This is a genomic window from Microbacterium sp. LWO13-1.2 (genome assembly GCF_038397725.1).
Taxonomy (GTDB): Bacteria; Actinomycetota; Actinomycetes; order Actinomycetales; family Microbacteriaceae; genus Microbacterium.
In genome coordinates this window covers 1,314,388-1,326,549 of sequence record NZ_CP151634.1, presented here as the reverse complement: position 1 = coordinate 1,326,549, position 12,162 = coordinate 1,314,388, and the positions used below count along the sequence as shown (strand labels likewise).

Here is a 12,162-nt window from a genome sequence, read left to right as displayed (position 1 = left end):
CTCAGGTCAGCCCACCGGAACCTTGTTGGTGCTGATCGAACTCGGGTTGACCGTGTTGATCACCGTGGGGGTGCCGCTGGACGTATCGATGAAGAAGACGCCGGTCTGCCCTTCGTCCTTCACCGGGAACGCCCACGTGCCGCCGGCCACATCCGGCTGCGGCCCCTGCACCACATCGAGCGGCTCGGGCATGTCTCCCTTGAGCACCTCGATCGGTTTCAGGGTCGCCGATGCCGCATAGTCCGCCGGCGGAGTGTGCACCACGATGTCGTCGTCGGCGCCGCGTGCGCTGGCGAAGACGATGATGTCTGCCTGCGCGGTCCATGCCGCCAACTCAGCCTTCGTCGCGCCGGGCGCGTGTTCCGGGAGTCCCGCGAGCACACGTTCGAACTTCTGCCAGTTACCCCAATCGTCATGCACTCCGAGGTTGCCGAACAGCTCGTACCCGGCGTCACCTGCGTCCTTGAGGACGAATATCCCCTCGTGCCGGGAGTCGTAGGAGAACGTCGACTGGTCGGTGAGGTAGTACGTGGTGCCGGCGGGCTTCGACACGGTGATCGTCGCCGCAGCATCGCCCTTCAGGAGGTCGTCGACTCGCACGACGGCCGTCTGCGCGGGGAATTCGTCGGCATCGGCATCCTCCACCACCGGATCGACCGACTCGACCGTACCGAAGGCGATCACGTCGGCGCCGCTGACCAGTTCGCTGATGGGCTCGGAGGGATTCGGAGCGGAGACGCCCTGTGTCGTCGATGGCTGCGGGGTGGGCATTGCGTCCTCCTCAGGAACGGGACTGCACGCGGTGAGAACCATCAGTGCGGCGACGATCGCCGCGGGGCCCTGCCACTTGGACGTTTTCATCGGTTCGCGATCGCGACGTCGGAGAACGAGTTCGCGAACTCCTCCATGGTCATAGTGAAGTATCCGTCGTCGGGGTTGTTCAGCACACCACCGGCGTCGGTGATCTGGGATTGGTGATTGTTGTTGTGGCCCCAGGGATTGCGGATCACGACGTACTGCTCGCCGTCGACCTCGTATGTCTTGGTCACGGTCAGCGCATGGCCGCCACCCTCGAACCCGAGCTGGCCGTTCGACGCGGTGGCAACGACCGGGCGTCCGCCGTCGAGGGCGTCCTGCACCGCGTCGTAACTGTCTTCGATGTCGTTTCCGCCGGTCGCGAAGTCCCAGAAGCCGGAGTCATCGTCCTTCTTGTCGGCACCGTGGCCGAAGATGTCCTCCATGACGTCGTGGGGCCATCCGCCGTTGTTGAACTCGTCGTAGCTGCCCTCGTGGACGACGTATGCGGCTTCGATGACGCGCACCCAGTCGGCCTGGTCGTTGTCCAGGAGCTGATCGCTGCTGACCGTGATGTCGCCGTCGGCGAAGTGCACGGTGTACGTGCCGTCAGGGTTGACGGTGATCATGTCCTTGATCTTCTGCGGGTCGCCATCGGCGAGGCCGGCGAGCACCGACAACAGGTAGCAGTCTCCCGCGCCGCCCTGGTGGACGTCTTCGGGGTCGGGGTCGCCGTTCGGATACAGGCCCGACGCGCCCGGGAGCTTCTCTCCCGACCGGATGGCTTCGAGATCAGGGTCCGAGAGGCAGGAAACCGCCTGGTCGTAGACCGATCGCCAGTCCACGAACATGTTGTTCCACTTCGCGGCGACCTCGTCCCACGCTGCTTGGGCATCCCAGATGTCTGCTTCGAGTTGCTGACGCTTCTCCACCTGATCGTCGTAATCGGGGTCGCCCTCGATGAGAATCTCACCCTCGGCGTACTCGCTCCGCAGGTCCTTCAACGTCGTCCAGCGCTCTTGACACTGCACCGCGAGGGCGTTCAAGCCCTCCTGACACCCGACCGTATCCGAGCCGTAGGTGTGCAGCGCGTTCCCGATGGGTCCGTAGATGGCGCCGGCGACGGCGATCCGTTCGGCGGCGTCGCCGATCGAGGATCGCAGCTTCTCGGCCGCCTTTCCGGTGATGCGCCAGTCCGACATCTCGGAGTCCCTGATCGTGCGCAGGTGCGTGGCGAGCTGGGTCATCACGTTGCCGTGATCGGCCATCTTGCGGCCGCTCGACGACACGGTGTCGGGCTCGCCCTTCATCGAGCGGATCTGCTCGCCCGTGCCCGCGGCCTCGCCTGCGGTACCTGGTTCGACGTTCGCAGCCACGGTCAGAACCACCTGTCCAGTCCGTAGTACGAGTCGACGACATCGCCGATGTAGGCCGAGATGTCTTCGAGCGTTGAGATCAGATCTTCGCGCTTCGGCTCCCACGAGCCGCAGAAGTCACCGGCCAGGCCGCTCAGCTCTGCCTTGTCGAACGGCATGTCGATCGCGCCCGCGATGTCGGCGCTGCGCTCGGGCGCATCCTCCAGCTCGGCGATCGCCGTCTTGATGGAATCACGAACGCCCGTCAAGAGGTCGTAATCGATGATGACCTTGTCTGCACTCATTCCCGCACCCCCCGCGCGTCGTCATTGATGACGCTACCTGACGTGGTCGTTCACACCGATGGGGAGAAGTCCCCATCGGTGTGAACGGCGAGTGGTCAGCTCATGGACCGCCGGCGACGGAGGAGGAAAGCGCCGAGTACGGCCAGGAAGAGCCCAGCCAGAGCAGCGGTCACGGGAACGCTCGCACCGGTGTTCGCCAGACCCGAACCGCCCCCACCACCGACCGTTCCGGTTCCACCGCCACCGGCGACCGCGGTCACCTCGATGGCAACACTCACTTCGAACGCGGACTCCGCACCCAGGGCGACAACGTGGTGCGCGCCCGCAGGAACCGTCGACGGGATGCGGAAGGTTCCGCTCAGGGTTCCGTCTTCGCCGGCTACGAGCTCGCCCAGCGAGATCGGCTCCGAGTGAAGCTCGAACGCGACCTTCTCACCGGGTGCGAAGTTCTCGCCGGTCACTGTGATGTCGCCGCCGGCCTTGACCGAGGTGGAGGAGAGCTCGAGAGTCGGCTTCGGCTCCGGTTCGACGCACTCGGTCAGCAACGTCACGTCGATGCTCTCGAGCGTTTCACCCGGGGCGAGCTCGAACGAGTCAGCATCTTCGAGCGAACCGGCACCGCCATAGAACTGCGTGCAGAACCCCTCGGCCTCGACGCCGATCGTGTAAGTACCGGCCGGAAGGAGGCCGCCGTCAGCGGAAAGGGGCCATCCCGTGCCCCCGAGGACGTACTCGCCCACCGTGTATGCCCGGGCGACCGCACGCCATTCCCTCGCGCTCCAGAGGTATGCGGTGACCTCCGCACCCATACCTTCCAACTCCGCATTGCCTGCGGCAACGGTGCCCTGGATGGAACCGCCGACTGCCAGATCGAAATCGACCCCTGTGCGGTCGGCGTCTGATCCGAGCGTCACTGCGGTCGCTTCTGACGCCGTATCCGCCGAGTCGTAGTACTGCTTTGCATAGGTCGCGTCATACGAGCTTCCCCATGCACTGACGGTGTACGTACCAGCCGGCAGCATGAGTTCGTACTCGCCGTCCATATTCGCGTACGCCATGCCGACATTCTGTCCGTCGCGCCACGCCTCTACGATCGCATCGGCGAGCGGTGCCCCATCAATGAGTACGACGCCAGTGATCGCCGAGGCGGCGTCAAGCTGTGCGCTGAGCGTGAGCGACTGACCGGGGACGACTGTGATGGCGGTTGCCTCAGCTTGGGTTCGAGCGTTCTCCCAATACTCGGAGAGCACGCGGGAGTCATAACTGGAGAACTGCACAGAGTACGTGCCCGGTCCGACGGAGAGGCTGTAGGAGCCGTCCGGATTGATCGGGGCGCTGACGTAACCGCCGCCATCGCTCGAAGCCGAAACCGAACCGGAGACTGCGCTGCCGTCAGCCGCCGTGGTGACCTGTCCGGAGATCGTTGCTCCCCCAACAAGCGACGCATCGATGCCAGGGGTCTCCTCGCCCGCAATGACCTGAACGCGCGTCGCCGACTGCTGGTCGTGAGCGCCGTCCCAGAACTCGTCGGCCAGACTGCCGGTCGGAGCGTCGAATCTCACCATGTACTCACCCGGCACCAGAGCGTCGACTCGATAGGTGCCGTCTTCGGCGGTCCTCGCTGTCGCTGGTGCTAGCGACAGCGAGTTCGGGGAGAAATATACGGTCACGCCAGACTGTGGCGCACCGTCGCTCTCTTGCGTGACCCGACCCGAGATCGAGCCACCCTGCTGCAGGGTCGCATCGATGCCGTTGATCGTTTCGCCGTCAGTCAGAGTGATGCGCTGCGCGCTGCTCCGATCCTGCGCCCCGTCCCAGTACTCCGAGAGGAGTCCGCCGCCAATGGTTTCGGTTGCGAAGCGAACGGTGTATTCCCCCGGCTTGAGTCCGCTAACGGCATAGTCACCGTTCTCGTCGGTGAATCCGACGCCGTTCTTGGTGAAATCCGTGCTGTTTACGAAGATCGAAGCGAATGCGACCGGCGACCCGTCGCCCTCACGGGTGACATGGCCGGTGATGGTCGCCGTTGCCGCGGCATCCTCGGCGACGGCCGTGACCGCGCCTGTGAACACCATCGCCAGGACTGCAGTCCCCGCAAGCAGCGCGCGAAGCGCTCCCCGTCGAACCGTGCGTCGTAGAGTCAAGGCTCTTCCCCCTCGAGAGTCCGCCGACGCGCGTCAACAGTGCGTGCGCCGATCTGAATGAGTCACTCGCCGATCGCGCGGCACTGTGCTGATCCCCAACCTAGGGGATAGTCCACACATTTGAGAAAGAAATTTCTCAAATGTGATCGACCTCACCGAGATCACCCGAGATCAGCTGAAAGTCACTCGAACGTCCCCACTCCCGGCACCCGGTCGGTCCGCCCGAAGCGCAGCAGCGTGACTCCCCCGTCATCGGCGACAGGCGGCTCGAGCAGCTCGAGAACAGAAGGCATCGCGCCGTCGTCGAAGACCTTCTTGCCTGCGCCGAGCAGGATCGGATACACCCACAGATTGAGCTCGTCGAACAGCCCTTCGCCGAGCAGCGTGTGCACGAAGTCGACACTGCCGATCACGTGCGTCTCCCGATGCCGGGCACGCATTCCGGCGATCTCGGAGGCCAGGTCGGCCCCGACGCGTGAGGATCCCTCCCACTCGAGCGCGATGCCGGCGTCCCTCGACGCGACGTACTTGGGTACACGGTTGAAGAGCTTGCCGATGTCGCCCGACTCGCCGTCCGTGTGGTGCGGCCAATAGGAGGCGAAGATGTCGTAGGTGCGCCGCCCCAGAAGCAACGCGTCGAGGCCGGCCATCCCCTTCATCACCTGGTCGCCGACGCCCGAACTCGGGTGCCCTGCCTGCCAGCCGCTGAAGCGGAAGCCGCCCGAAATGTCCTCGTCGGTGCCACCCGGTCCTTGGGCGACACCGTCGAGGGTGGTGAACAGGTCGATGATGATCCGTCCGGATTCTGCAGTGCTCATGCCACGCTCCTCTGCGCGATCAGCGGTGCGATGTGGAAGGTACGGGCGAACGACTCCAGCCACGAGACCTCGCCGCGCACCACGGCGAGGAGGTCCTGGGCGATCGCCTCGGCCGGCGTCACGTCGCCGCCGATCAGGTGACGGATGCCGGGACCGGCGACGATCACGGCATCCGCCTCGCTCGACGGCAATGCTCCACCGACCGGCGGGGCGGGCGGAGCGAGCTGATACACGCGCAGCGCACCGTCGCGCACCGAAGCGCGCAACGCGACCTCGCCGACGTGCAGTTCGTATTCGGCATCCGTCGCCGCATCCGGCTGGAACGCCGTGCGCAACGCCATCGTCAGCGAGTCAGCTGTGACCACGTCATCGGGCGACGGGTCTCCCATCGTCTGGAAACCCCACCGGCCGAGCGCGAGGACGACCGGTTCGAGCGCACGTCCGTAGGGGGTGAGCTCGTAGACGAGACCGCAGTTCATCAGCGGAACGCGGCGCACAACCCCGCCCTCCTGCAGTTCCTTCAGACGCGTGGACAGGATGTTGGTGGGGATGCGCGGCAGGCCCTGCTTGAGATCGGTGTAGCGACGGGGACCGACGAGCAGATCGCGGACGATGAGCAGAGCCCACCGCTCCCCGATCAGCTCGACGGCCGTCGTCACACCGCAATACTGGCCGTAACTGCGCGCGGCCACGTCAGGCCGATTCTGTCGCGCCCTGCTCGGCCAAGTAGGCCTCGGGCCCCTGCTCGGCGGCCTGCTCGCTCATGTACATGAACTCGAGCACATTGCCGTCCGGGTCCTCCAGGTCGCGGGAGTACATGAAGCCGTAGTCCTGTGCGTCCTTCGGCTCGACGCCACCCGCGGCGAGGCCTGCGGCGAGAATCGCGTCGACGTCGTCGCGGGAATCGCGGCTGAGGGCGACGAGCACCTGGGCGCTCTCCTTCGGATCAACGACCGTCTTCTCCGTGAAGGTGCCGAAGAACTCACGAGTGAGGACCATGAAGAACACGTCCTCGCTCCAGACGATGCAGGCAGCGTTCTCGTCGGTGAAGAGCGGGTTGATGTCGCATCCGAGCGCCGTGTAGAAGGCCTTGCTGCGCTCGAGGTCGGCGGTGGGCAGGTTGACGAAGATCTTGGTCACGATGACTCCTCTGTCGGTGATGTCCGGTCCGGACAGGATCGATACTTGCAAAAAACAACCATGCTTGTCAATAGCAAGTCCGACGCGAATCCGTCGCGTGGGGGATGCTGCCGGCATCCGTCCCGCATACGGTGGAAGGATGCCCACCGCCCCGTTCACCCGCACCCCGACCCCGCGAGAGCTGCGCAGCGACCTCGTGCTCGCGACGGTGATGTTCATCGGGGCGATCCTCAGCGCGGCGCTGTCGACCATCGCCGAGATGTACGGCAAGGAACAGGCCGAGCCGTGGACGGCGCTCGTCTACGCTGTCGCGGTCACCGCCCCGCTCGCCGTGCGTCGCCGCTGGCCCGGAATCGTCGCCGTCGTCGTGGTGCTGGCCTACTTCTTCGCGATCACGTTCAAGGTGCCGGAGATCTACGTCGGCAACATCGCAATGTTCGTCTCGCTCTACACAGTCGGCGCCTGGATGAACAACAGACGTCGCGCCTTCATCGTGCGGATCGCCATCATCCTCGGCATGTTCGTCTGGCTGATCATCGTCATGTACCGCGACGCGATCGACGAGGCGAACAAGGCGGAGATCGCCGCCGGTGCATTCTCGCCTTACGTCGCGTTCATGCTCATCCAGATCCTTCTGAACGTGCTCTACTTCGGCGGTGCCTATTACTTCGGCGAGCGCTCCTGGATCGCCGCCTCCGAGCGCACGGCGCTCGAGCACCGCACGATCGAGCTCGAACGCGAGCGCGAGGTGACCGCCGCGCAGGCCGTCGCACTCGACCGGGTAAAGATCGCCCGCGAACTGCACGACGTCGTCGCCCACCACGTCTCGGTGATGGGGGTGCAGGCCGGGGCCGCGCGGATCGTGCTCGACCAGGACCCGGAGCAGTCGCGTCGCATCCTCACCGGCATCGAATCGTCGGCCCGCGACGCGATCCACGAACTCCGACAGCTTCTCGAGACCCTCCGCACGCCCGGCGGAGAGACGACGGATGCCGCCTCCACACTCGGCCTCGATGACATCGGCGATCTGGCTGAGGCATCCACCGAGGCCGGGCTCCCCACCGACTACACCGTGATCGGCGAACCGATTCCGGTGCCCTCGCTCGTCGCCGTCAACCTGTACCGCATCGCGCAGGAGTCGCTGACCAACGCCCGCCGCCATGCCGGAGCCGGGGCGACCGCCGACGTCCGCGTGCGATACGCGGACGACAACGTGGAAGTCGAGATCGTCAACACCGGGCGAGCAGTGACGGCGCTCCGACCCGGCCTGGGTCAGCTCGGCATGCGCGAGCGCGCCATCGCCTCCGGCGGCACGATCGACCTCGCCCCGCGCCCGCTCGGCGGTTTCCGGGTGCGGGCGACGGTCCCGCTGCCGGCTCGCCCGACCACGACCACCACCGCGTGAGGACCACCCGCATGCCCGACTCCCCCATTCGCGTGCTCCTCGTCGACGACCACGCGATGCTGCGCGCCGGCTTCCGCACGATCCTCGACAGCCAGCCGGACATCACCGTCGTCGGCGAGGCGTCGACCGGCGCCGAGGCCGTCGCCCAGGCATCCGCGCTCCGCCCCGACGTCATCACGATGGACGTGCAGATGCCCGACATGGACGGCATCGAAGCCACCCGGCTGATCGTCCGCGATCCCGAGGTCTCTGCGGCGATCGCGATCGTCACCACCTTCGACCGCGACGACTACCTCTATCAGGCGCTGGATGCCGGAGCGAGCGGCTTCCTGTTGAAGAACGCCGGAGCCGAGGATCTGATCACGGCAGTGCGCGCGCTGGCTGCCGGCGACGGGATGCTGGCGCCCGAGGTCACGCGTCGGGTGCTGGCGAGATTCGCCGCGGCCGGGGCCGGCCCCGCATCCGTTCCGGTCGCAGTTCCCGCCGCTTCAACACCCCGGGAACCCGCACAGAGTGCGACCGGAGCGGGCACGGCCCGGATGCTTCCCGACCCGCTTCCGGAGCCGCTCACCGACCGCGAAGCCGAAGTGCTCACGCTCCTCGCCGACGCCCGCAGCAACGCCGAGATCGCCACCGCCTTGTTCATCGGCGAAGCGACCGTGAAGACGCACGTGTCCCGCATCCTGCAGAAGCTCGGCGCCCGCGATCGCGTGCAGGCCGTCGTGCTCGCGCACCGGCGAGGAATGGCCTGACCGGATTCCTCCCGCGGCCGCGGGGCTCGACGCGGAGCCTGCCGGAACGACCGATAGCCTCGGAGCATCCGTTCCCGTCCGAGGCACCCATGACCATCACCACAGCTTCGCTTTCCCGCCCCATCCTCGCGGGGATCGTCACCGCGCTCGTTGGCTTCACGAGCGCGTTCGCGGTAGTTCTCACCGGACTCAGCGCGGTCGGAGCGACCGCAGGCCAAGCCGCGAGCGGCCTCTTCGCGGTCTGCCTGACCATGGGACTCGCGTGCATCGTGCTCGCCTGGCGGTACCGGATGCCGATCACAGTCGCCTGGTCGACGCCGGGCGCCGCACTCCTCGCCGCCACCGGCACGGTCGATGGCGGCTGGCCGGCTGCCGTCGGAGCGTTCCTCGTCACCTCGGTGCTCATCCTCCTCACCGCACTGTGGCCGGCGCTCGGAGGGCTCATCGCGCGCATCCCTCCGTCGATCGCCCAGGCGATGCTCGCCGGTGTGCTGCTGCCGTTGTGCCTCGCACCGATCACCGGGATCGTCGCGAACCCCTGGGGCGTCGTGCCGGTGGTGCTGACCTGGCTGATCTTCGCGCGCCTCGCCCCGCGCTGGGCCGTGCCGCTCGCCTTCGTCGCCGCCGCGGCGGTCGTCGCGATCTCGCTCGTCCAGAAGGGCGCACCCGTCGAGCTCGGGCTGCTGCTGCCGCACGTCGAACTGACCGCGCCCACGTTCACCGTCGGCGCCCTCGTCGGCCTCGCGCTGCCGCTGTTCATCGTCACGATGGCCTCGCAGAACGTCCCTGGCATCGCCATCATGCGCAGCTACGGCTACGAGGTTCCGTGGCGACCGGCGATGCTCGTCACGGGCCTCGGCACCGCGATCGGCGCACCGGCCGGAGGACACGCGATCAACCTCGCGGCGATCAGCGCCGCACTCGCGGCATCGCCCGATGCCGACCCCGATCCTGCGCGACGCTGGGTGGCCGGCGTCTCGACCGGAGCGTCGTACCTCGTGTTCGGCGGGTTCTCGGCGGCGTTCGCCGCGCTCGTGCTGCTCGCGCCGGAGGCCGTGATCCCGGCCGTCGCCGGTCTCGCGCTGTTCGGCGCGTTCGGCTCCGCGGTGCAGCAGGCGATCGACGACCCCGGTGAGCGCATCCCCGCCGTCGTGACGTTTCTGGTCGCCGCATCCGGCGTCGCAATCCTCGGGGTCAGCGCCGCGTTCTGGGCCCTGGTCGCCGGGCTCATCGTGCGCACCGTGCTGCACGCCGGTCGCCGCTGAATCCGACTCGGTCGGATGCCGTCCACCGCACGGGGGACGCCACACGATCAACCGCGTGGGGGATGCCGGCGACACCCCGCATCCCTAGCGTGGAGACATGACCACAGGACAGCTCGAACTCCACGGCATCACCAAGAGCTACGGCTCGCGGCGAGTGCTCGATGACGTCTCGTTCCCCGTCGCCCCAGGGCGACTCACCGGCTTCGTCGGCGGCAACGGAGCCGGCAAGACCACCACGATGCGCATCATCCTCGGCGTGCTCGCCACAGATGCCGGGCGCGTGGATCTCGGCGGCTCGCCCGTCACCACCGACGACCGCCGCCGCTTCGGCTACATGCCGGAAGAGCGCGGGCTCTACCCGAAGATGAAGGTGCTCGAGCAGATCGTCTACCTCGCCCGCCTGCACGGGTTCAGCAAGGCGGATGCCACGGCCCGGGGAACCGAGCTGCTCACCGAACTCGGTCTCGGCGAGCGCCTGAACGACACGATCGAGTCGCTCTCGCTCGGCAACCAGCAGCGCGCGCAGATCGCCGCTGCCCTCGTGCACGACCCGAAGGTGCTCATCCTCGACGAGCCGTTCTCCGGCCTCGACCCGCTTGCCGTCGACGTCGTCGCCGGCGTGCTGCAGGCCCGCGCAGCGGACGGCGCCGCCATCCTGTTCTCCTCGCACCAGCTCGACGTGGTCGAACGGCTCTGCGATGACCTGATCATCCTCGCCGGCGGCACCATCCGGGCATCCGGCTCCCGTGATGCCCTGCGCGCCGAGCATGCGAACGACCGCTACGAGCTCGTCTCCGCCGGCGATGCCGGCTGGCTGCGTGCCGAGCCCGGCGTGACCGTCGTCGACTTCGAGGGCGGATACGCGCTGTTCGACGCCGATGGCGCAGAGACGGCGCAGCGGGTACTGCGCTCTGCCGTCGAGCGCGGCGACGTCGCCAGCTTCGCCCCGCAGCATCCATCCCTCGCCCAGATCTTCAAGGAGGTCATCCAGTGAGTACTCCTGCCCCCGTCCGCGAGACCAACGCCATCTGGCTCGTCGCCGAGCGCGAGATCGGCTCGAAGCTGCGCAGCAAGACCTTCATGATCTCCACCGGCATCCTGCTGCTGATCGCACTGGCCGGCATCCTGATCGGCGGCTTCGCGAGCAAGAACCCGGAGGCCACGAAGATCGCTGTGACCTCGGAGACGGCATCCGTCGTCGAGGCCCTGCCCAACGTCGCGATCACCGAGGTCGCGGATCGGGCGGACGCCGAAAAGCTCCTGCGCTCCGAGAAGGTCGAAGCCGCGGTCCTCCCCGGCGACGGTCCCCTCGGATACACGGTGATCGCGCTGGAGAATGCTCCGGACTCGATCGTGATGGGTCTCGCGGAGGCACCGGAAGTGGAGATCCTCGAACCGGCGACGACGAACCCCGCGCTGCGATACCTCATCGCCCTGGGCTTCGGGATCGTGTTCCTGATGGCGGCCTCGACCTTCGGCGGCACGATCGCTCAGAGCGTCGTCGAGGAGAAGCAGACGAGAGTGGTGGAGCTGCTCATCTCGGCGATCCCGGCTCGCACGCTGCTCGCCGGCAAGGTCGTCGGCAACACAGTTCTCGCCATGGCTCAGATTCTGGCGCTGGCGGCGATCGCGACCGTCGGCCTCATCGTCACCGGACAGACGGAGGTGCTCGCGACCCTCGGATCGCCGATCATCTGGTTCGCCGTCTTCTTCCTGTTCGGCTTCATCCTGCTGGCATCGCTGTTCGCCGCTGCGGCATCGATGGTGTCTCGACAGGAGGACATCGGAGCGACGACGACGCCGATCACGATGCTCGTGATGGCGCCGTACTTCCTCGTGATCTTCTTCAACAACGACCCCGTGGTGCTGACGATCATGTCGTACGTACCGTTCTCGGCACCGGTCGGGATGCCGATGCGCCTCTTCGTCGGCGAGGCGCAGTGGTGGGAGCCGATCCTGTCGCTGCTCATCCTGATCGTGAGCTGCGTCGCAGCGATCGCGGTCGGCGCGAAGATCTACGAGAATTCACTGCTGCGCATGGGGGCGCGCGTGAAGCTCACGGAGGCACTGCGCGGCTGATCGCCTTTCGCGAGACCCCCTGTTATCGCCGAGACCCCCAGATAGCGCCGAGACCCCCTGCCGTAGCAGGGGGTCTCGGCGTTAAGCGGGGGTCTCAGCGAACC

12 protein-coding genes are annotated in these 12,162 nt (G+C 66.9%); 5 read left to right on the top strand and 7 right to left on the bottom strand.

What is annotated here, in order from left to right; all coding sequences use genetic code 11:
- Nucleotides 1–6 precede the first annotated feature (6 nt).
- From MRBLWO13_RS06345 to MRBLWO13_RS06315, 7 genes are all read right to left on the bottom strand, one after another.
- The gene (locus MRBLWO13_RS06345; protein ID WP_341977106.1) at nucleotides 7–771 is read right to left on the bottom strand and encodes a hypothetical protein; all 765 of its coding nucleotides are present in this window, start codon (nucleotides 769–771) and stop codon (nucleotides 7–9) included.
- Nucleotides 772–857: 86 nt separating this feature from the next.
- Nucleotides 858–2,171, bottom strand: coding sequence for a C2 family cysteine protease (locus MRBLWO13_RS06340; protein WP_341977104.1), 1,314 nt, complete (start codon nucleotides 2,169–2,171; stop codon nucleotides 858–860).
- Nucleotides 2,172–2,173: 2 nt separating this feature from the next.
- Nucleotides 2,174–2,455 carry a hypothetical protein gene (locus MRBLWO13_RS06335; RefSeq protein WP_341977102.1) on the bottom strand — a complete coding sequence of 94 codons (282 nt, stop codon included), beginning with the start codon at nucleotides 2,453–2,455 and terminating at the stop codon, nucleotides 2,174–2,176.
- A gap of 95 nt (nucleotides 2,456–2,550) precedes the next feature.
- Nucleotides 2,551–4,530, bottom strand: a complete 1,980-nt coding sequence (locus MRBLWO13_RS06330; RefSeq protein WP_341977100.1) for a carboxypeptidase regulatory-like domain-containing protein — start codon at nucleotides 4,528–4,530, stop codon at nucleotides 2,551–2,553.
- 251 nt (nucleotides 4,531–4,781) lie between these two features.
- Nucleotides 4,782–5,417: a dihydrofolate reductase family protein gene (locus tag MRBLWO13_RS06325; RefSeq protein ID WP_341977098.1), complete on the bottom strand. Its 636-nt coding sequence runs from the start codon at nucleotides 5,415–5,417 to the stop codon at nucleotides 4,782–4,784.
- Nucleotides 5,414–6,109 carry a helix-turn-helix domain-containing protein gene (locus MRBLWO13_RS06320; protein WP_341977096.1) on the bottom strand — a complete coding sequence of 232 codons (696 nt, stop codon included), beginning with the start codon at nucleotides 6,107–6,109 and terminating at the stop codon, nucleotides 5,414–5,416. Before MRBLWO13_RS06320 ends, MRBLWO13_RS06325 begins: the two co-directional genes overlap by 4 nt.
- A gap of 1 nt (nucleotide 6,110) precedes the next feature.
- Nucleotides 6,111–6,560 (bottom strand): VOC family protein, encoded by a 450-nt coding sequence (locus tag MRBLWO13_RS06315; RefSeq protein WP_341978302.1) that lies wholly within the window; start codon nucleotides 6,558–6,560, stop codon nucleotides 6,111–6,113.
- A gap of 136 nt (nucleotides 6,561–6,696) precedes the next feature.
- Between MRBLWO13_RS06315 and MRBLWO13_RS06310 the strand changes: the two genes are divergently transcribed.
- From MRBLWO13_RS06310 to MRBLWO13_RS06290, 5 genes are all read left to right on the top strand, one after another.
- Nucleotides 6,697–7,962 (top strand): sensor histidine kinase, encoded by a 1,266-nt coding sequence (locus MRBLWO13_RS06310; RefSeq protein ID WP_341977093.1) that lies wholly within the window; start codon nucleotides 6,697–6,699, stop codon nucleotides 7,960–7,962.
- A gap of 11 nt (nucleotides 7,963–7,973) precedes the next feature.
- Complete coding sequence (locus MRBLWO13_RS06305; protein WP_341977091.1) at nucleotides 7,974–8,714, top strand: response regulator transcription factor; 741 nt, start codon at nucleotides 7,974–7,976, stop codon at nucleotides 8,712–8,714.
- 89 nt (nucleotides 8,715–8,803) lie between these two features.
- A complete protein-coding gene (locus tag MRBLWO13_RS06300) occupies nucleotides 8,804–9,979 on the top strand; it encodes a benzoate/H(+) symporter BenE family transporter (RefSeq protein WP_341977089.1) in 1,176 nt (391 codons plus the stop codon).
- Nucleotides 9,980–10,076: 97 nt separating this feature from the next.
- Nucleotides 10,077–10,973 (top strand): ATP-binding cassette domain-containing protein, encoded by an 897-nt coding sequence (locus MRBLWO13_RS06295; RefSeq protein WP_341977087.1) that lies wholly within the window; start codon nucleotides 10,077–10,079, stop codon nucleotides 10,971–10,973.
- Nucleotides 10,970–12,058, top strand: coding sequence for an ABC transporter permease (locus tag MRBLWO13_RS06290; protein ID WP_341977085.1), 1,089 nt, complete (start codon nucleotides 10,970–10,972; stop codon nucleotides 12,056–12,058). The genes MRBLWO13_RS06295 and MRBLWO13_RS06290 overlap by 4 nt, the downstream gene beginning before the upstream one ends.
- Nucleotides 12,059–12,162 lie beyond the last annotated feature (104 nt).